The organism is Streptomyces sp. PR69 (assembly GCF_026420845.1).
Lineage (GTDB): Bacteria > Actinomycetota > Actinomycetes > Streptomycetales > Streptomycetaceae > Streptomyces.
Genome location: NZ_JAOWCB010000002.1, coordinates 200,755 through 218,404, shown reverse-complemented (window position 1 = coordinate 218,404; position 17,650 = coordinate 200,755). Strand labels below are relative to the sequence as shown.

The window sequence follows — 17,650 nt, the reverse complement described above, 5'->3', positions numbered from 1 at the left end:
CGGTCGGGCCTGCGGCCGACTCCGCGGCGGGGCCCGCGGCCGATTGCGTGGCCGTCTGTGCGGCGGGGCCTGCGGCCGACTCCGCGGTCGGGCCCGTGGCCGGCTCACCGGCCGTCGCCCGGCGCGCTTCGGTCAGCGCCTCCCGCGCCTGGCGCTCGTCGATGCTGCGGAATGCCGCCGCCACCCGCATCAGCCAGGCGACCTCGCCGTCCTGGTCGGCGGCGTGGTTCGCCTCGACGCCCGCCGCGGCCCGGCCGGCCGGCGCGCCGTCGCTCCTGGCGGCGAGCGCGGCCCTGATCCAGTACGCGTCGGCGAGCGGGCCTGCCCTGTCGGGGTCGTCCGGGGCGCGACGGGCGGCCGCCGCCTTGGCGGCCGGGAGGAGGGCGTCGGGCACATAGTGCCGCAGCTTCTCCACCGCGTCGGCGATATCGGCGGACCAGCGGTCGACGCGCAGATCGGCGGGGGTGTCGAACCGGGTGAGTTCGCGGGCCAGCGGGGCGGGCGGCGCGAAGGGCTGGTCGGGGAAGGCGGTCATCAGCTCGCGCCACAGCGGGTGCAGCCGGGTCTGGGCCCGCCACAGCCGGGCGCGCCGCCAGCCCTTGCCGAAGGCGGGGAGGGACGCGCCGAGGGCGAAGAACGCGAACAGCACCACCTGGGCCAGTTCCGTGGCCTTGTCGAAGGTGCGGGCGAAGTCCCGTCCGGGCTCCGCGACGACGCTGATCCACAGGAACAGCGTCCGGCTGACGGTGTAGCCGACGCCGATGAACATGGCGAACGTCATCATGCCGAGGCCGATGCGCAGATGCCGTACGGAGGCGTTGGCGGTGGCCAGCGCCCACTGGTAGGCGCAGACGGCGGACGCCGCTCCCAGGTAGAGGTAGAAGACGGTCATATAGAGCGTCGCGCCCCACTGGCCGGCATGGTCGGAGACAAAGCGGTCGGAGGGGGTGGAGCGGTCCACCACGGTGAAGAACAGCACCGTGAGCAGGATCAGGGTGGCGATCGACGCCTTGGCCGCGACCTGCTGGATCACCCGGGCGAACCGCACATGGCGCGGCACGGTCCCGCCCTCCGGGTAGTGGCCGTAGATCGCGACGATATAGCTGAGGATGGCCAGGATCGCGATGGTCGCCGTGTAGTGCTTGATGAGGACGGCGAGGTCGACGACCGGGCTGTTGTTGAGTTCGGTGCGGACGATCTGGGTCTTCGTCCACAGGGCGGCGGCGAACCCGGCGTAACAGCCCCACAGGGCGCGGCGGCGCTTGTCCTCCTCGTCGCCCCAGAGGGCGGCGGGCATGCGCCACAGGGCGACGGCGGTCATCAGCCCGGCGATGAGATAGCCGGCGAGGTCGAGGGCGGTCACGGTTGGTCCTTGGGTTCGCTGGGGTCGCCGGGGGCGCCGGGAGCGTGGGGAGTGCCGGGGGTGCCGGGGGTGTTGGGATTGCCGGGGGCGCCGGGAGCGCCGCGGCGGAGGCCGAAGACGCCGCGCCGCCGGTGGGCGACGGGGCGGGAGAGGGAGTTGGCCAGCCGTCCGACCATGTCGTCGCTGGCCACGTCCCGGGCCATACGGGGGATGAGGGACGCGCCGAACTCGGCGACCCGCTCGTCATGGGTGTCGTACTGGGCCCGCGCCTGCACCGTGCCGCCGCCGGCGAGGACCCGGCCGATCAGCGAGGCGTCGAAGACCGGCAGCAGCGCCTGGAGCTGCTCGGCGTCCAGGGACGTGCCGTGGTCGAACCACTCGTGGCACAGCTCGTGCAGGATGACGTGCTGCGTCTGGTACGCGGTCGGGCGCTTGCGGTAGAGGACGAAGCTGGTGCCGCCGGCCTTCAAACGCAGCCCGCAGGCGGCGTTGACCCGGGCCAGGCTGTCGGGCAGCTCGCGCAGCACGATGGTGCGGCCGCGGGCCGCCTCCATATTGGCCACCAGCCCCTCGATGCTGAAGGGAGCCGGGATGGGCAGGTCGGCGAGTCCGGCTTCGCACTCTTTCCGCAGCTCGCGCATGGACATGGGGGCCTCTTGATCGTCGTCACTCGTACGGGTGACATGCGATCGGCGAGTTTACTGTCCCCCGAGTGCCGGCTCTTCGCCCTGCCTCTCTCCCGTCTGCTTCTCCTTGGCCTCCTCCAGGAGGGACAGGGCGAACTGCAGCAGCTCCGGCGGCAGCCCGTCCTCTCCGACGCCCCGCCCGGCCACACCGCTGATCTCTCCCGTGCGCCGCCTGGCCAGGAACTGCAGTCCGGCGACGACGTCGTCGACGACCTCGGACTCCTCCTTGAAGAACCGCCAGTCCACCCCGAAGCCCAGTCCCAGCGCCTTGAGGATGTCCTCCGAGGGGTGGGTGACCTTCCCGGCGAGGATATTGGAGAAATAACTGTGCGAGAGCGAACCGCCCCGCTGTCTGACCAGTTCGGCGAAGGCCCGCCCCGAGACCTTCTCGCCGGGGAAGGTCTTCTCCACCATGTACTCGACCTTCTGCTGCAGCGTCTTCAGCTCGGGTGTGCGCGACGCTCCGTTGCCAACCATCCGGATCCCCCACGTTCACATCGGCCCGCGGTCAACGGGCTTATACGTATCCAACCCTGTCACGGACGCCATGGCGTGCGCGAGGGAGCGGGGCGGCCCTTCGAAGGGGATCGGGCCGGGCTTGCGTAAACACTCTACGCCACTGTTAACTCGAAAAAACACGGACAGGGGGCCACGAGGGGAGTCCCTTGTCCGTGCCTGCCGCCCTGCCTGCCGCCCTGCCCGCTGCCCTGGCGCGGTGACCGGCCGAGACCGCCGGAAGCGATGCGCATGCAAACCGCGCACAAGGGTGTAGCCCTTCGCGACGGGGGATACGCGAAGGGCTACACCGTCATTATGACACCTTGTCAATGCCCCGAGTGCACCGGGGGGGTGCCGGATCAGAAGATCGACCAGCCCGTCATGGTCGTGAACGCGTCCAGGGCGTGGACGGCGGCGAGGGAGTTGCCCGCCGGGTCGAGCGCCGGGCTCCAGACGCACAGGGTGCCGCGGCCCGGGATGACCGCGAGGATGCCGCCGCCCACGCCGCTCTTGCCGGGCAGCCCGACGCGGTAGGCGAACTCCCCCGCCGCGTCGTACATGCCGCAGGTCAGCAGCACCGCGTTGATCCGCTTGGCGTCGCTGCGGGGCAGCAGCCGGGCGCCGTCGGCGCGCAAGCCGTGGCGGGCCAGAAAGCCTCCGGCCAGGGCGAGGTCGCGGCAGCTCGCGGCGATGGAGCAGTGCGCGTAGTAGTGGTCGAGGACGGTCTCGACCGGGCTCTCCAGATTGCCGTAGCTGGCCAGGAAGTGGGCGAGGGCGGCGTTGCGGTGACCGTGCAGGGCCTCGGAGGCGGCGACCCGGGCGTCTGTGTCCAGGTGCCGGTTGCCCGACTCGGCGCGCAGGAACTCCCGTACGGCCCCGGCGGCGTCCCCGGTCAGGGTGTGCAGCCGGTCGGTGACGACGACGGCGCCCGCGTTGATGAACGGATTGCGCGGGATGCCGTGCTCGGTCTCCAGCTGCACCAGAGAGTTGAACCGGTTGCCGGAGGGCTCGCGGCCCACGCGCTTCCACAGCTCGTCGCCGTGCGGGCCATGGCTGAGCGTGAGCGCGAGCGTGAAGAGCTTGGACACGCTCTGGATGGAGAACGGCTGCTCCCAGTCGCCGACCCCGTACACCTCGCCGTCCACGGTCGCCAGGGCCATGCCGAAGGCATGCGGATCGACTTCGGTCAGGGCCGGGATGTAGTCGGCGACATTGCCGCGGCCGATCACCGGACGGGCGGATTCCATGGCGTCGTGCAGGGTCTGGTGCAGGTTCACATCGGACATTGTGGCTCCTGGGGGGCGCGGCGGCACGCGCCGGGGGATCGTCCCGCGCGGCCGTCCGCAGCGTGCGCGCGCACCGGGGGACGGCGGCATGTGTGGGGCGCAGATCTGGGCGGCATGTGCCCCATGCGCTTCCAGGCCACCTGAAGGGTCGGTTTATCACAGTTTCTAGGGTCTTTGGCGGCTTCTCTGCGGCAGGCTCATCGCTGCGCGGGCCCGGTGGGGGTCCGCCGACGGCGACAAGGAGGCACAGTCATGAAGGCGATGAAGACCCGGCGTGCGAAGCGAATGATCGGCGCATCCGCCCTTGCCCTCGCCTTAGCGGCAGGCGGCAGCTGGGCCGCTCAGGCGGAGACGGGCACGGCCGGCGCACCCCAGGGACAACATGACACAGCCGCCCCGGCCGCCGCCTCGGTGGACGGCTACGAGGTGGTGCGGCTGCCCAATGCCAACGTCCCCAACTTCCAGCGGCGCACGGTCTACTGCCCCGGCGGCAAGGTGGTCATCGGCGGCGGCGCCGAGGCGCGGGGCAGTGACGCGATCCTGGTCGGCAGCTTCCCCACGGACGACAACCGGGGCTGGATCGGGCTCGGCCGGCAGAACGCCCACTCGTCGGTGGGCATCAGCGTGTTCGCCATCTGCGCCAACCCGTGATCGTCAGCTGACCTCAGTCACAGCTGACTGACAGGAGGGGCTGTCCGGCCGGTGGCCGGGCAGCCCCTTCGCCGTTTGACAGGCGCGGCATACCCATGCCCCGGCTTCAACTGACCACCACCGGCGCGCGATCCGGACAGCAGCACACCGTCACCCTCGGCTTCTTGCGCCGCCCCGACGACGGCGCGCCGCTGATCGCCGCCTCCGACGGCGGCGCGTCCCGGCGCCCCGACTGGTACGACGATGTTCTCGCCCACCCCATGGTGCGGGTGGAGCTCGACGGCGAGACGTTCGCCGCGATCGCGGTGCCCGCCGAACCCGCCGAACCCGCCGAACCCGTGGACTCCGCGGGCCTCGCGAGCCCCGCGGACCCCGCCGAAGGCGAGCGCCGCACCCCCGCCGCCGTCGTGTTGGAGCGCATCGAGCCGCAGGAAGCCGAAGGCGACGGCGCGCCCGCACAGCGGATCGACACGCTCGCCGCCAAACTCCTCGAAGTCCACTCCTGGCTCCGCGCCCAGCTGCGGCATCTGCGGGCGGAGGCGGACGCCCACCTCGCCGCGCTGGCCGCCCACCAGGGGCCGGGCGCACCGCCCGCGCCGGGCCTCGGCATGCAGATCAGGCAGCATTGTCTTGGCTTCTGCGACTCGCTGACGTTCCATCACACCAGCGAGGACGCCCATCTCTTCCCCTCCATGGCGGACCACCACCCCCATCTGCGTGAGGCGCTCGACCGCCTCCGCGAGGAGCATCTGACCGTCGCCCGCCTCAAGGACGGACTTCTCGCCCTGCTGGCCGACGCCGGCTCCGCGGAACCGCGGCGCTTCCGGGCCGAACTGGACCGGATGACGCAGGAGCTGCTCGCCCATCTCGACTACGAGGAGGAGTCCCTGCTGCCCGCCCTGGCGGAGATCCCCTGGCCGCCCGCCCCGCCCGCGGCCCCCTGACGGGCCGGGCCGCCGCGCCGGCGTGTTGAATGACGTACGACTGGAGGTTCTCTATGCGTATGAAGGTCAAGGACTTTGACCATCTGGTGCTCAATGTGCAGGACGTTGAGCGCTCCCTCGGCTTCTACTGCGGGCCGCTGGGACTGGAGCCGGTGCGGGTGGAGGAGTGGCGGGCCGGCAAGGTCCCGTTCCCCTCTGTGCGGGTCAGTCCGACCACGATCATCGATCTGCTCGACCGCTCCCGCGGAGAGTCCAACGTGGACCACATCTGCCTGGTCGTGGAGCCGCTGGACTGGCAGGAGGTCATCGACTCCGGGGAGTTCACGGTGCTGGAGGGTCCGGTTGGGCGCTTCGGCGCGCGCGGCGAGGCCCAGTCCATCTATGTGCGGGACCCGGACGGCAACACCGTGGAGCTGCGCTGGTACCCGCAGGACGCCGAAGCCGACTCCTGAGGCGCGATACGGGAACCCCGCCCGGCCTGCGCGCGTGCGAGGCGCCGGCCGGGCGCGGTCCCGCCGCCCCGGTCGCCGCGGCTACCTCGCCACGAACTGCGTGAGGATCGCCTGCACCTCATAGATGTCCACACCCTTGGTGAACGTTTTCTCGATCGGCGTCGCGCTGCCCGACAGCCAGATCTTCAGCTCCGCGTCGAGGTCGAAGGTGCCCGCCGTCTCCACCGCGAAGTGTGTGATGCTGCGGTACGGAACCGAGTGGTACTCCACCTTCTTGCCGGTGATCCCCTGCTTGTCGACCAGGATCAGCCGGCGGTCGGTGAACAGAATGGTGTCGCGTATCAGCAGGTAGGCGGCGTGAATCTGCTCCCCCTGCCCCAGCAGCCGGGCGTACTCCTGCTGCGCCGATGCCGGGTCGATCGCGTGCGCGTTGCCGAACAGCGCCATGTCAGCCCCCAATGTCGGGTGTCGTCGTGGATGCACGAGCCAGCGCACTGTATACGGACGCGATGTGTACGGCGCGATGTGTACGGAGCGGCGAATGCGGACGCGATGCGGGAGGTACGGAGCTCAGGGCCCGGCATGCACCAGGCAGGCCCACAGGCTGGGGGTCGCCGGATAGTCGGCCCGGACCTCGGCGACCGCCGTGTGCAGGGCCTCGGCCGTCCCGGCCGCGTCCAGTGAGCCGTCGGGGGCGCGCAGCGCCTCGTACACCCGGCGGGCGATGCGCGCGGCGACCGCGTCGTCCACCTGCCACAGCGCGCCGACGGCGTGCGGGAACCCGGCCATCTGGAACGCGCTGACGATGCTCACCGACTCGTCGGCGAGCTCCGGGCTCGTACGGAGCGTGTCGCACGCCGACAGATAGGCCAGCCGGGCGGCCGGCAGCCGCAGCCGGGCCAGTTCGCGCACGGTCAGCGGCCGCTCGGCGTGGTCGTGCAGCACGAGCCGCCCGGCCGAGGGCCGCACCGGGTCGCCGACGGCGTGGCAGGCGAAGTGGACGTACGGATGGTCGCGCAGCGCGGCCGCCACGGCCGCATGGGTGGCCTCGCGGCCGGCGAGGAGACGCGCCCCCGGGAACACCCCGGCCAGCTGCTCGGCTTCCCGCAGCGCCTCGCGCAGCGGCGGCAGCCCGTCCGGCTCCGGAACGGCGACGATGAGCGGCTGCCGCGGGCGCTCGCGGGCTGCGAGCGCCGCCTCGCGCTCACGGGCGTGCCGCAGCGCCCGCAGAGTGGGCGTATACGAGGACACCGCCAGGTCCGGCGCACCGGGCGCGCCGTCGTCCGGGGCGGCGGCGTGCAGCGGCAGCGCGCCAAGGGCGCTGCCGGGCGACCACCAGATGCGCGGCAGCCGACTGCCGGGCGGAGGCGGGGGACCGGCCAGGCCGAGGCGGTGCAGCACCGGTCCTGCGACCGCTGCCCAGAGCCAGGACAACACCCCCCGTACCGTGCGCTGTTCGCGGACGGACTGCTCATGCGTGCAGTCGGGCGCGGCCAGCCGGGCCAGCGCGTCCTGGAACAGCCGGGTCCGCTCCGCCGCGGCGGACGGAGTCACTCCGGGCAGCGGCACGGCCTCGATGGCACGGCTGGTGACCAGCAGCGCGCAGCTTCCGTACTCCGAGACGCTGACCAGGACCACCGGACCCGCGTCGGCCGAGGCGCGCAGCTCGGCCTCGTCCCACTCGCGCACCGGCCGGAAGAGCCGCAGCTCCGGGTACGCGGCGCGGATGCGGTCGGTCAGCTCCTGCCATGCGCCCGCGAGCTGCCGCCGCGCATCGGCACCGGGCACGCCGCCCGCGCCGCCCGTACCGCCCGTACCGCCCGCGCCGCCCGTACCGCCCGCGCCGCCCGCACCGGGCACGCCGGGCACGCCGGGCACGCCGCGCCCGGCGGCCCCGGTGAGCCGGGCTGTTCCAGCGGCTCCCGCGTTCCCGTCCGGGTCGGGGTGCCAGCCGGATGCGGCGGCAGCCGTCGGCCCGGTTGCTCCGGCGCGCCCTGCAGGTCCGTCTGCCGCAGCGTGTCCTTCTGGTCCGGAGGGCCGACTGGGTCCGGCCGGACCGGCAGTCTCGGCGGCCCCGCTGGGTTCGGCAGGTCCGGCGGTTCCGGAAGGTTCGGAAGCAGGGGTGTGCTCTGTGCGCCCGGTGCGCTCCACCGGCCCGGCGGCCCCCGTGGGCCCGGCCGGGGCGGCGCGCCCGGCGAGTACGGTGTCGGCAGCCGCCGCGGACCCCGTGAGGAACTCCGCCTCCGCCGCCGAGTCCAGTTGGTCCCGCAGCCGTACGAAGCGCTCGGCCAGTTCCGGCGCCTTCTCCCGCAGGCTGGTCAGGTCGCTGTCCGCGTCGAAGGCCTGGGACAGCAGGACTCCGCGTGCCTGTTCCAGCAGCCGTGCCGCCAGCCCCGCGTCGCCGCAGCGCACCGCGCAGGCCGCGGCGTCCGCGCCCAGGCCCACGACCTGGCTCAGCCAGAACTCCTGGTCGTCCGGCGTCAGATGGCGCGGGGCGAGTGACGGCAGCAGGTCCACGGCCGAGGTGAAACCTTCCAGCGCCTCCCGCCAGCGCCCTTGCGCCGCCCACAGCCGGCCATGCTCCCGTGCCGCCTCCAGGCGGGTCGAGGCGGGACACTGCACGGCTCGGGCGGCTTCCCGGAAGGCGTCGGCCGCCGCCGCGAGGTCGCCGGAAACGCCGCCCCTGTGCTCATGGCGGAGCTCATGGCGGAACTGGAGCAGCCAGCCCAGTTTGAGCAGCCGCAGCGACCGCAGGGCATGGCCGGGCGGGGTGGCGTCGACGGCCCCGCGCGCCAGCGCGATCACCTCGTCCACCTCTTCGCGCGTCGAGAACCGGTTCAGACGCATGGTTCGCAGCACCGCGAGCACCGCCGCGGCCGACGCCCGGTCCGGTGAGCCCTCGGGCAGTGCGGCATAGGCGGCCTCCGCCAGTTTCCCCGCCTCCCGGAGATCCCCGCGCCCCCGCCCACGGCGTGCGGCGCGCGTCATGAGGGCGATCGCCAGATTGTGGCGGCGCTGCGGCAGCAGGACGTTGCCCGGTTCGGTGAGCTTCAGGGCAGCCCGCAGATGGCTGATCCCCTCGTCGAGGGCGGCCAGGTCCGTCAGCTGCTCCGGCTGCTGGGTCAGCGCCATTCCGGCCGCGGCCAGCACCGTGGCCCGTGCGGAGGGGGCGAGGCCGGGCAGCTCGACGGCTCGGCGGCGGCACTCCAGCGCCTCCTGTATGTCGGAGCTGTCGCCGGAGAGGTGGTGGCGGGCCGTCAGCAGGCCGCCGAGGTTCAGCAGTCGCGTGCCCAGCATGTCGTGGCCCCCGGGGGTGCCGCGTACCGCCTCCCGCCCGGCCCGTACGGCCTCCTCCAGCGCCGCGTGGTCGCCGGAGTCCAGGTGGCGGCTGAGCAGCGTCACGGCGAGGCTGTCCAGGACGGAGCTGCGTTCGGGGTGCCCCTGCGGCAGGACGTCGACCGCACGGCGCAGCAGCGCCGCGGCCTCGTCCAGGTCCGCCGGGTCGCCGAGCCTGTCGTAGCGGGCCTGGAGCGCGATCGCGGGGTTGACGAGCCTGCTGACCGTGCGCGGGGTGATCTGCCCGGCGTCCGTCAGGACCGTGCGCAGCCAGTCCACCGCGGCGTGGAGGTCGGCGGCGTCGCCCGTCTGCCGCGACCGCTTGCGCAGCGCCGTGCCCAGCATGTTGTGCAGCCGGACCTTCTCCCGGGGGTCGGCCCACGGCAGTGCGCCGGCCTGCCGCAGCGTCGCGATGGCCGCCTCCAGGTCCCGCGGGTCGCCCGTGTGCTCATGGCGCATGACGAGAGCGGAGCCGAGGTTGGCGTGGCCCGCTCCGGGTCCCTGGGGGTCGCCGGGCGCCGCGCGCCGCAGCAGCTCGACGGTCTCGTCGTAGTCGTCGGCGCTGCCGCCCTCCCGGCGGAGCCGGAGCATCAGGGCGTACCCGAGGGTGCTGAGATAGCCCGCGTGCCGCGGATGCCGCTCTCCGGCCAGTTCCAGGACGTCGCGGGCGATGCCGATCGCCTCGTCCAGGTCCTCGGGGTCGCAGATCCCGCCGTACGCCTGCTCGTAGCGCTCGGTCAGCATCAGGCCCAGGTTGTTCAGCCCCGCCAGCCGGTCGGGGTCGTCCGCGGGCCTTCGCTTGAGCGCGTCGTGCTCCATGCGTATGGCGATGTCCAGAGCCGCACGGTCCTGGTGGCAGCGGGCCGCCACGGCGAAGGCATGGGCGAGGTCGGAGGTGCGGGTGGGGTGGGCGGGGTGGTCGCGCGGGGTGGCGAGGAGGGCCAGTGTGCCGGCCGCGATGCTTGTGCCCAGCAGTTCCTCCTGTTCCTGTCCGATGGCCGTCAGTTCCTCGGCCGCCCGCTGGACATCCCGCTCGAAGGCGGGGGCGTCCGCCGGAAGGATCTCCTTCCGCCCCTCGGCGGCGATGACAGCGGCGACGCAGAGCGCCGACCACTCGGCGGGCCCGTCCGCGGAGGGCGTGTCGTTCGCGCGGGGGATGCCGGGCGGGCGGGGCGAGCCGTCCGTGTTCTGGCCCGGACGCGGCGGGACGCCCTTCGCCGCAAAGCCCGCGGCCAGCTCCTCCGGAACGGCGGCGGGATCGGCCGCCCACACCGGCAGCAGCAGCATCCCGGCGCAGGAGCCCGCCGCACGGCCCCACCCCTGGGGCAGGGCCGTGGCCCGCCCCCAGTACAGCCACCCCGCCGCGTGCCGGGCCTCAAGGTCCGTCGTCACCTCCGCGGAGGACAGCAGTCCGGCCAGTTCGGCGTCTGCCTCCTCCGCGAACAGCGGCTGCGGATCGCGCTGTTCGGCTGCCCGCGCCACACGTTCCCGTACGGCCCGCAGCCACCGGTCCCGTTCCGCGCTCGCCATCCCGGCCCCCGTCCCCCGTCACCCGACCCCCGCCATATCCCCTTCCTTCACTCTTACCCCACGGAGCGTGCGCCTGCGACACACTTACGGTCATGGACGCACCGGAACTGGACCGTGAACTGGCCGAGTGGGCAGGAGCGTTGTGCGCGCTGCTCGGTGAGCGCGGCGCGGGGACCGCGGACCAGGCGTCGCGTGAAGCCGCCGCCCGCGCCCGTACGCTGCTGCTCGCCGGCCATGCCGACCGGGCCGAACTCCGCGCGGCATTCGAGGAGCTGGACGAGGCGCTGCGCCGCGCGGGCGACGCACGCGGCCTGCGCGGCCGCTCGCGCAGCCATGCCGCCTCGCCTTCCCCGGCCCCGCCCGGGCTCCGCCGTGTGATCAAGGTGGCGCGCTGCCCAGGCGCGTTGCCGTGCGCGCGCCGCGAGCCCGCGCCCGATCTGCGGCTGCCTCCCAAGTGCGCGGTCCACGGGGTGCGCATGCACCGGGAATCACTCCGCGGCACGCCGTGAACCCGCTGCTGACGACGCTCGGCGGCAGGCTGGCCGAGCGCTGGCTCAATCAACTCCTGCTGCCCGGCGCGCTGTTCCTCGGGGCCTGTGCGGTCGGCGGCACGCTCGGGCATGCGCACTGGCACGACGTGGACCGACTGGCCGACAGCCTGGACGCGCTGGCCCGGCGGCCCGCGGCCGACCGGCCCGGCACGGCGGCGGTGCTGGCGGCCGCGGGGCTGCTGCTCGCCTCGGCGGCCACGCTGGCCGCGCAGTTCCTGGGCGCGGCGCTCGAACGGCTGTGGCTGCGGGACGCCGCGGACCCGCTGTCCCGCGCCCTGGTCCGCCGGCGCGGGGAGCGCTGGCGCCGGGCGGACGCCGCGCGGATCGCGGCGATCAGGGACGCCCGGACGCCCCCGGAGGAGATCGAGCGCCGCTACCGCGCCAGGGACCGCATCGCCCCGGCCGAACCGTCCCGGCCCACCTGGTGCGGCGACCGGATGCAGGCCGCCGCACAGCGCGTGGCGGAGGTGTACGGGATCGATCTGGTGGCGCTGTGGCCACGGCTGTGGCTGGTGCTCGCCGAGCCCGCCCAGCGGCAGATCGGCGTGGCCCGCGACTCCTTCGCCGCCGCCTGCCGGCTCGCCGCCTGGGCGGCCGGCTATGCGGTCCTCGCCGCGTGGTGGTGGCCCGCCGCGGCGATCGCGCTGACGGCCGCGGCGGTCGCCCGCGCCCGTGCCCGTGAGGCGGTCGACGCCCTGGCCGTCCTCGCCGAAGCCGCGGTCGACGTGCACGGCAGGGAGCTGGCCGCGCTCACCGGCCTGATCGACACGACGGGCGCGGGCGGCGCGGCCGGCGCGGAGCCCGCGGGACCGCTGCCGCACCAGACCGGCGAACGGCTCTCGGAGCTGTTCCGCAAGGGCGACTGACGGGACGCCGGGGCGGTGCGGTGTGCGGCGCGGTGTACGGCGCGACGGGAGCGCCCCGGCCGCTGCCCCGCGGCTCGGTCCCCGTACGCGTCTTCCCGGAGCTCCCGGCACTCCCGGCGGACCTGTTGCTCCCTGCGGGCTGGCGGCCCGGCCCGCACGACGCCCCGGCCACCGGGCGGACCCGCTGCTTCCGCCCCCTCCCCGAGTGGCCGGAGCCTCGGCCGACGGCGCCCGCCTGGGCCCCCGGACATGGGCCGTGTCCGCCGCACACCGCCTACACCCTCACCGCCACGAGCAGCGCATAGCCCAGCACCCCCGCCCCGACCGCGGCCCGTGCCGCGGCGAGGACGGCCGGGGCGGCGTCGAGGTCGACGCCCGCGTCGTGGAGCCGGGCCGGGGCGGTCATCCGCAGCAGCGTCAGCCGTGCCTCGATCTGGTCGACCATGCGTAGCAGCGCGTCGTCGTGGCGTTCCACGGCGGTCGTGCGGAGCCCCGCGTCCGCGAGGAGGCGCTCGTATCCGGTGGGCCCGGCCAGCGGCAGGGCGTCGGCGACACAGGCGATCCGGGCGGTCAGGCCGGTGAGTTCCGGCGGGAGCCGGGTGGTGTCGGCGGTGACGTCGGTCAGGCCCAGCCGCCCGCCGGGCCGCAGGATCCGCGCGAACTCCGCGGCGGCCCGCGCCTTGTCGGGGAAGGTGCACAGCGCGCACTCGCACACCGCCGCGTCGAACGCTCCGTCCGGGTACGGCAGCCGTTCGGCGTCCCCGGTCGTGAAGCGGACGCCGTCGGCCAGCCCCGCCGCGCGGGCGGCGCCCTGGGCCAGGGCGGTGGCGGCGGGTGAGTAGTCGACGCCGTCCACCTCGGCCCCGTACTCGTCGGCGAGCAGCAGGGCCGTGGCGCCGCGCCCCGACGCCACGTCCAGCACGCGCTCGCCCGGCGCGATGGCCAGGGCGTCGGCGAGGCGGCGGGTCAGGGCGGCGCCGCCGGGGTGGTACGCGTCGCCGAGCAGCAGCGCGACGACGTCGGAGGAGTGGTAGGCGGCGGCGCAGCACGCCTTGAGGGCGTCGTGTTCGTCGTTCACGGGGAGTCGTCCCCCTTCGGCGGCGACGGCGGTGTCGGCGGTGTCGGCGGCTTCAATGTCCTGGAGCCGTACGGGGTGGGCGTCAGGCGGTCCGCGAGGGGCAGGGCGTTGGGCGCGACGGGGGCCACGGGCACGCCGGACAGCTGGGCGCGGACCTGCTCCCGGTAGCCGACGGAGTTGTACGCGCAGAACGGGATCAGCCTGCCGTCGGGGGTGATCTCCTCGACGCAGCACTTCATGAGCTGTTTGACGTTGAGGGTGTAGGGGTCCTGGAAGTCCTGCACCACAATCATGAACGCCTTGTCATCCAGCTCCCTGACGGCCTGGGGCAGATCGATGCCGCAGGTGTCCGGCCCGCAGCCGAGGGCCTCGGCGGCAGTCGCGGCGGCAGCTTCGGCCGCGGCCCCGGCGGCGGTCCGCAGCTTCTCCCCGGTGGTCTGCGTGCCCATGAAGGCCGAGGCCGACCACAGCTTCTCCAGGGCCTCGCGGACGGCGGGGTCGGGCAGGACGCGGTTGGTGACGTAGTCGAGGTGGTCCTCGACGTTCAGCAGCCGGGGCACCGGCAGCACGGTCCGGTTGCCCGGTTCCCCGTCGACGAGCAGATAGGTGATGGACCGGCAGGTCGGGAAGCAGCACGGCACGGGGAAGAAGTCGTCCCTGCGGAACCACTGCGGGCGCTGTTCGGCGATGAGCCGGATGACGTCGGGGTTGGTGAGCCGGTTCAGCGGGTCGAAGGGGACGTGCCGGCCGGAGTGGGTGACCGGTTGGAAGGCGACCGAGCGGACAGCGGGGTGGTCGATGCCGTACTCGACGATCGCGCCCAGTTCATGCTCGTTGAGGCCGCGCTCGACGGCGGCGACGAGCGTGACGGTCAGCCCGGCCTCGGCGCAGTTGTCGAGCGCCCGCTGCTTGAGCGTACGCAGATCACGGCCCCGGATCTCCAGATGTGTGCGTCGCTCGAACCCGTCGAACTGGAGGTAGACGTTCACCGACCGGCCGGGGGCGCGGTTGCGCTCGCCCAGTTCGGCGGTGAACCTCCGGTCGGTCGCCAGCCGGATGCCGTTGGTGTTGAGGGTGACGCTGCGGATGGGGCGCTTCTGGGCGAGGTCGATGAAGTCGAGGATGTGCCGGTGGATCGTGGGCTCTCCGCCGGAGAACATCACGACCTCCGCCTCCCCCTCGGACTCCACGAAGGCGTCCAGCATCCGTTCGCACTGTTCGTGGGTGATCGTGTAACCGTCCTGCTGATGCCCCGAGTCGGCGAAGCAGATCGGGCAGTCGAGGTTGCAGCCGGTGTTGACCTCGATGATGCCGAGGCAGGCGTGCTGCTTGTGCTCAGGACACAGCCCGCAGTCGCTGGGGCAGCCGTCCTTCACCTCGGTCTGGAAGGCCAGCGGGATCGTGCCGGGCTTGTTATACCGGGCGGAGTGCAGGTACTCCTCGGCGTCCCCGTACACCAGCGCCTCGAACTCCCCGTGCTCGCGGCAGCGTTTCCGCAGATAGACCTTGTTGTCGCGGAGGTTGACCTGGGCGTCGACGGGGGTCTTGCAGACCGGGCAGATCGACCGGGTGAACTCCGCGAACACCTCGTCCCGGTCCCTCTTGCGCGCGGCCGGCGCGTCGCTCGTCGTGTGTGGCTCGGTCATCCGGAAGGCCTCCGATCGGGGGGAGCTGGGGGAGTTGGGGGAGCGTGGTGGCCGGGTGCCCCGGCGGCGGCCCGGGGGGCCGGACGGCGGCGGGTCCCGTACAGCAGAAGCCCCGCGTAGCAGAGCAGCAGCGCGTCCTGGACGAGGACGAACCAGGAGAGCCGCTGCGTCAGATAGACGCCGAAGCAGCCGCAGTTGGCGACGGTCAGCCCGCGTGCGAACGCCTGTGCGGCCAGCAGCGCCCAGACGAGGGCGACGCCCGTGAACACCCACACCGGCGCGCTCGCCCGTGACCGAGGACGGCCCAGGAACCACGCGGCGCACACCAGCTCACCGGCGATCAGCCCCGCGGCCAGCGCCGTCGCCGCCGCGCCGTGGACCAGCCCGTACGCGGCGAGGATGCCGGGCATCTCCCGTACGGAGGCAAGCTGCCCGGCGGCCATCGCGGCGTACAGCGCGCCCAGCACGATCCGCAGCACCATGAGTGCACGCTATTCCCGGCGGGCGGTCCGGAACGGTAACCGCGCTCACCGACGGGCGCGGCGCTCGGCCTCTTCCCTGACCGCCGTCAGCGAGGCGGCGACGGTCGCCTCCCAGCGCGGGGCGACCAGCCCGCCCCACCACTGGCCGAGGCCCCACAGGTCCGTGCCCAGCTCCCCCGTGTAGAGCAGCCGGGTCCGTCCCTCCTCGCCGAGCGGGCTGAGCTCGAAGGACTCCACGACGTACGGCACCGGCCCGCGCACCAGCCGGAACCCGACCCGCTCGGGGCGGGTGAAGTGCACGGTCTCCACGGTCCGCGCCGTCAGCCGTCCGCCGGCGACAGGCGTGAAGTGCGCGGCGAGCACCAGGTCGACGCCCCGCTCAAGCACCTCGACCTTCTTGCGCATCGCCCGGGTGGCCCGCCCCAGATACGGCTGCGCGATCACATCGAAGACCACCTCGCGCGGTGCGCGGATGTCCACGCTCTGGGGTCCCAGCGGCCGCAGCCGCCGCCCGGCTCCCACGTCGAGGGGCGCCGCCCCGGTCACCAGCCCCGCGTACGCGGCAGCCGCCACCCCGCCGACCGCCGCCCCGGCCACTGCCGCCACCCGCCCCGTCCGCCCCAGCCGCCACGCCATGGTCCGCGCCTCTCTGCTGTGCCCGTGTGCCTGTGTGCCCTCTGTCCGCGTGTGTCCGCGTGCCTGTGCGTCCGGTACGTCCCGTGTCGCCCGGTACGACGCTAGGGCCCGACGGCCGGCGCGGCGAGCCGCCGCTCCCAGGGGGGTGCTCAGCCTGCGCGGTCCTTGAGGCGTTCGGGTGCCAGGACGGTGATACGGCCGCGGGCGAGGCGGATCAGGTCCTGGGCGGCGAAGTCGCGCAGGACCTTGGTGGTGGTCTCGCGGGAGGTGCCCGCGAGGGCCGCGATCTGCTGGTGGGTCAGGGCGATCTGCGGGCCGCGGGCGCCCAGGACACGCGGCCGGCGCTCGGCCGCGAGCGTGAGCAGCGTGGTGGCGATGCGCTGCGGCACGGACTTGAACACGCTGTCGGACAGCCGCTGCTCAAGGTCCGTGAGACGGCGGCCGAGGATCTCGGCGATGCGTGCGGAGATCCGCGCGTCGGAGAGCAGAAAACGGTGGACGTCGGCACGGCTCATCACACATACGGTGACATCGTCGAGCGCCTCGGCGAAGTTGTCGTGCATCCGCTGCCCGAGGAGCACCATCTCGCCGAAGATCGTGCCCGGGGTGATGATCGCCGTGGTGAGGGCACGGCCGTCGGCGGAGACCCGGAAGATCCGCACGCGGCCCTTCTTGAGGATGAACAGCACCTCGGACGGCTGCGCCGGGGAGTAGAGCAACTCGCCCGTGCTGTACGCCTTCATCGGAGCGGCGGCCGCGATGGCGTCCATCTCCCGCTCGCTGAGATCGCGGAAGATGTCGACCTCCGCGATGCACCAGGTCTTGTCGGCGTCCTCGCCGGCGTCAGTCATACGGTGCGGCTCCTCGCGTCGTCCCGGCGCCCACGGCGGCGGCGCCGCGCCCCACGCCGGTGCGGCCAGCGCCCCGGCGCTGTCGGTGAGACAGTAGCGGTCCGCGCGGGATGCCCCGGCGCGGCCGGGCCGGGGCGTTGACGCGGCAGGCGCTCTTCGGGTCATCCTCAGGACCGGCCGATCGCCTCGCCCGCCGCGCCCCCTGCCGCGCCGCCCGCCGCCCGGGCGACCGCGGCGAAGACCGCTCCGGCGATCAGGCCGAACACCAGATGGGCCCCGAGGCTGGAAGCGGTCACATCGTTCCAGTCGAAGACGGGCATGCCCATATTGGCCGGCATGATCCACAGAGCGCCGAGGGCCCACCACAGCGCTCCGTAGACGAGCCCGAGGACGGCGGCCGGCGCAAGGCGCTGAGCGAACTGCCCCAGCGCGACGCCGAACCCGACGCCCGCGAACACGGCGATGGACAGATGGATCAGCCACCCGGCGAAGGCGTTGGCCGAGCCGAGGAGACCGGCGACCATGGTGATCATGGCGGTGTCCATCACCGGCCGGGACACCGACATCCAGACGCCCATGCCGACGCCCCCTGCCAGCCCTGCGGCCGCCCCCCACATCGCGTGGACGGGGATGACGGCTGTTCTGGGCGACACCTGCATGGCAGTGGTCATGATGCGGTTCCTTTCGCTGCGCGTCACATCGTGCTGTCGGGCTGTGTGCCTCGTACGCCGCCGACGCTAGGAGCGCCGGGCGGCGGAGGTATGTGAGGGCGCTTACGTACCCGGAGGTAGCCC

General features: G+C 73.5%; 15 protein-coding genes and 2 pseudogenes. 5 read left to right on the top strand and 12 right to left on the bottom strand.

The annotated features are described in order from the left end of the window. Nucleotides 1–94 precede the first annotated feature (94 nt). The 4 genes and pseudogenes from OF819_RS02770 to OF819_RS02755 form a co-directional block, all read right to left on the bottom strand. A pseudogene (locus tag OF819_RS02770) lies at nt 95–1,363 on the bottom strand (MAB_1171c family putative transporter); the annotation flags it as partial. Nucleotides 1,364–1,464: 101 nt separating this feature from the next. Then, nucleotides 1,465–2,010 (bottom strand): annotated as a pseudogene (locus OF819_RS02765) (toxin); the annotation flags it as partial. Between the two features lie 51 nt (nt 2,011–2,061). Next, the gene (locus OF819_RS02760; protein WP_267241662.1) at nt 2,062–2,526 is read right to left on the bottom strand and encodes a hypothetical protein; all 465 of its coding nucleotides are present in this window, start codon (nt 2,524–2,526) and stop codon (nt 2,062–2,064) included. Between the two features lie 380 nt (nt 2,527–2,906). After that, complete coding sequence (locus OF819_RS02755) at nt 2,907–3,833, bottom strand: glutaminase (RefSeq protein ID WP_267241661.1); 927 nt, start codon at nt 3,831–3,833, stop codon at nt 2,907–2,909. A 252-nt stretch (nt 3,834–4,085) separates the two neighbouring features. On the opposite strand from OF819_RS02755, the gene OF819_RS02750 reads away from it, so the two are divergent. From OF819_RS02750 to OF819_RS02740, 3 genes are all read left to right on the top strand, one after another. Further along, nucleotides 4,086–4,484 (top strand): hypothetical protein, encoded by a 399-nt coding sequence (locus OF819_RS02750; protein ID WP_267241660.1) that lies wholly within the window; start codon nt 4,086–4,088, stop codon nt 4,482–4,484. A 95-nt stretch (nt 4,485–4,579) separates the two neighbouring features. Next, nucleotides 4,580–5,428 carry a nitroreductase/quinone reductase family protein gene (locus OF819_RS02745; protein ID WP_267241659.1) on the top strand — a complete coding sequence of 283 codons (849 nt, stop codon included), beginning with the start codon at nt 4,580–4,582 and terminating at the stop codon, nt 5,426–5,428. 59 nt (nt 5,429–5,487) lie between these two features. After that, nucleotides 5,488–5,880 (top strand): VOC family protein, encoded by a 393-nt coding sequence (locus tag OF819_RS02740; protein ID WP_267241790.1) that lies wholly within the window; start codon nt 5,488–5,490, stop codon nt 5,878–5,880. A gap of 81 nt (nt 5,881–5,961) precedes the next feature. Here OF819_RS02740 and OF819_RS02735 read toward each other — a convergent pair whose 3' ends face one another. Both OF819_RS02735 and OF819_RS02730 read right to left on the bottom strand, forming a co-directional pair. Next, nucleotides 5,962–6,327: a PH domain-containing protein gene (locus OF819_RS02735; RefSeq protein WP_267241658.1), complete on the bottom strand. Its 366-nt coding sequence runs from the start codon at nt 6,325–6,327 to the stop codon at nt 5,962–5,964. 123 nt (nt 6,328–6,450) lie between these two features. Further along, entirely contained in the window at nt 6,451–10,746 is a 4,296-nt protein-coding gene (locus tag OF819_RS02730; protein WP_267241657.1) for a CHAT domain-containing protein, read from the bottom strand. 92 nt (nt 10,747–10,838) lie between these two features. Here OF819_RS02730 and OF819_RS02725 point away from each other — a divergent pair, with 92 nt between their 5' ends. Together OF819_RS02725 and OF819_RS02720 are read left to right on the top strand one after the other, a co-directional pair. After that, on the top strand, nt 10,839–11,255 hold the full coding sequence (locus tag OF819_RS02725; RefSeq protein WP_267241656.1) for a hypothetical protein: 417 nt from the start codon (nt 10,839–10,841) through the stop codon (nt 11,253–11,255). Then, nucleotides 11,252–12,163, top strand: a complete 912-nt coding sequence (locus OF819_RS02720) for a hypothetical protein (RefSeq protein ID WP_267241655.1) — start codon at nt 11,252–11,254, stop codon at nt 12,161–12,163. The genes OF819_RS02725 and OF819_RS02720 overlap by 4 nt, the downstream gene beginning before the upstream one ends. Nucleotides 12,164–12,437: 274 nt before the next feature. On the opposite strand, the gene OF819_RS02715 is transcribed toward OF819_RS02720, so the two are convergent. The 6 genes from OF819_RS02715 to OF819_RS02690 all read right to left on the bottom strand — a co-directional run bounded on the left by OF819_RS02715 (nt 12,438) and on the right by OF819_RS02690 (nt 17,527). After that, nucleotides 12,438–13,241, bottom strand: coding sequence for a class I SAM-dependent methyltransferase (locus tag OF819_RS02715; protein ID WP_267241654.1), 804 nt, complete (start codon nt 13,239–13,241; stop codon nt 12,438–12,440). Then, nucleotides 13,238–14,887 (bottom strand): radical SAM protein, encoded by a 1,650-nt coding sequence (locus OF819_RS02710; RefSeq protein ID WP_267241653.1) that lies wholly within the window; start codon nt 14,885–14,887, stop codon nt 13,238–13,240. The genes OF819_RS02715 and OF819_RS02710 overlap by 4 nt, the downstream gene beginning before the upstream one ends. Further along, nucleotides 14,884–15,369 carry a MauE/DoxX family redox-associated membrane protein gene (locus OF819_RS02705; protein ID WP_267241652.1) on the bottom strand — a complete coding sequence of 162 codons (486 nt, stop codon included), beginning with the start codon at nt 15,367–15,369 and terminating at the stop codon, nt 14,884–14,886. Before OF819_RS02705 ends, OF819_RS02710 begins: the two co-directional genes overlap by 4 nt. A gap of 45 nt (nt 15,370–15,414) precedes the next feature. After that, nucleotides 15,415–16,005 (bottom strand): SRPBCC family protein, encoded by a 591-nt coding sequence (locus OF819_RS02700; protein ID WP_267241651.1) that lies wholly within the window; start codon nt 16,003–16,005, stop codon nt 15,415–15,417. 149 nt (nt 16,006–16,154) lie between these two features. Further along, nucleotides 16,155–16,856: a Crp/Fnr family transcriptional regulator gene (locus OF819_RS02695; protein WP_267241650.1), complete on the bottom strand. Its 702-nt coding sequence runs from the start codon at nt 16,854–16,856 to the stop codon at nt 16,155–16,157. A 167-nt stretch (nt 16,857–17,023) separates the two neighbouring features. Continuing rightward, on the bottom strand, nt 17,024–17,527 hold the full coding sequence (locus OF819_RS02690; protein ID WP_267241649.1) for a hypothetical protein: 504 nt from the start codon (nt 17,525–17,527) through the stop codon (nt 17,024–17,026). Between the last annotated feature and the right edge of the window lie 123 nt (nt 17,528–17,650).

Excerpts from the sequence above, each read along its gene's own strand:
- OF819_RS02760 (WP_267241662.1), bottom strand. The coding sequence starts at position 2,526 with ATGGTTGGCAACGGAGCGTCGCGCACACCCGAGCTGAAGACGCTGCAG.
- OF819_RS02755 (WP_267241661.1), bottom strand. The coding sequence starts at position 3,833 with ATGTCCGATGTGAACCTGCACCAGACCCTGCACGACGCCATGGAATCC.
- OF819_RS02750 (WP_267241660.1), top strand. The coding sequence starts at position 4,086 with ATGAAGGCGATGAAGACCCGGCGTGCGAAGCGAATGATCGGCGCATCC.
- OF819_RS02745 (WP_267241659.1), top strand. The coding sequence starts at position 4,580 with ATGCCCCGGCTTCAACTGACCACCACCGGCGCGCGATCCGGACAGCAG.
- OF819_RS02740 (WP_267241790.1), top strand. The coding sequence starts at position 5,488 with ATGAAGGTCAAGGACTTTGACCATCTGGTGCTCAATGTGCAGGACGTT.
- OF819_RS02735 (WP_267241658.1), bottom strand. The coding sequence starts at position 6,327 with ATGGCGCTGTTCGGCAACGCGCACGCGATCGACCCGGCATCGGCGCAG.
- OF819_RS02730 (WP_267241657.1), bottom strand. The coding sequence starts at position 10,746 with ATGGCGAGCGCGGAACGGGACCGGTGGCTGCGGGCCGTACGGGAACGT.
- OF819_RS02725 (WP_267241656.1), top strand. The coding sequence starts at position 10,839 with ATGGACGCACCGGAACTGGACCGTGAACTGGCCGAGTGGGCAGGAGCG.
- OF819_RS02710 (WP_267241653.1), bottom strand. The coding sequence starts at position 14,887 with ATGACCGAGCCACACACGACGAGCGACGCGCCGGCCGCGCGCAAGAGG.
- OF819_RS02705 (WP_267241652.1), bottom strand. The coding sequence starts at position 15,369 with ATGGTGCTGCGGATCGTGCTGGGCGCGCTGTACGCCGCGATGGCCGCC.
- OF819_RS02700 (WP_267241651.1), bottom strand. The coding sequence starts at position 16,005 with ATGGCGTGGCGGCTGGGGCGGACGGGGCGGGTGGCGGCAGTGGCCGGG.
- OF819_RS02695 (WP_267241650.1), bottom strand. The coding sequence starts at position 16,856 with ATGACTGACGCCGGCGAGGACGCCGACAAGACCTGGTGCATCGCGGAG.
- OF819_RS02690 (WP_267241649.1), bottom strand. The coding sequence starts at position 17,527 with ATGACCACTGCCATGCAGGTGTCGCCCAGAACAGCCGTCATCCCCGTC.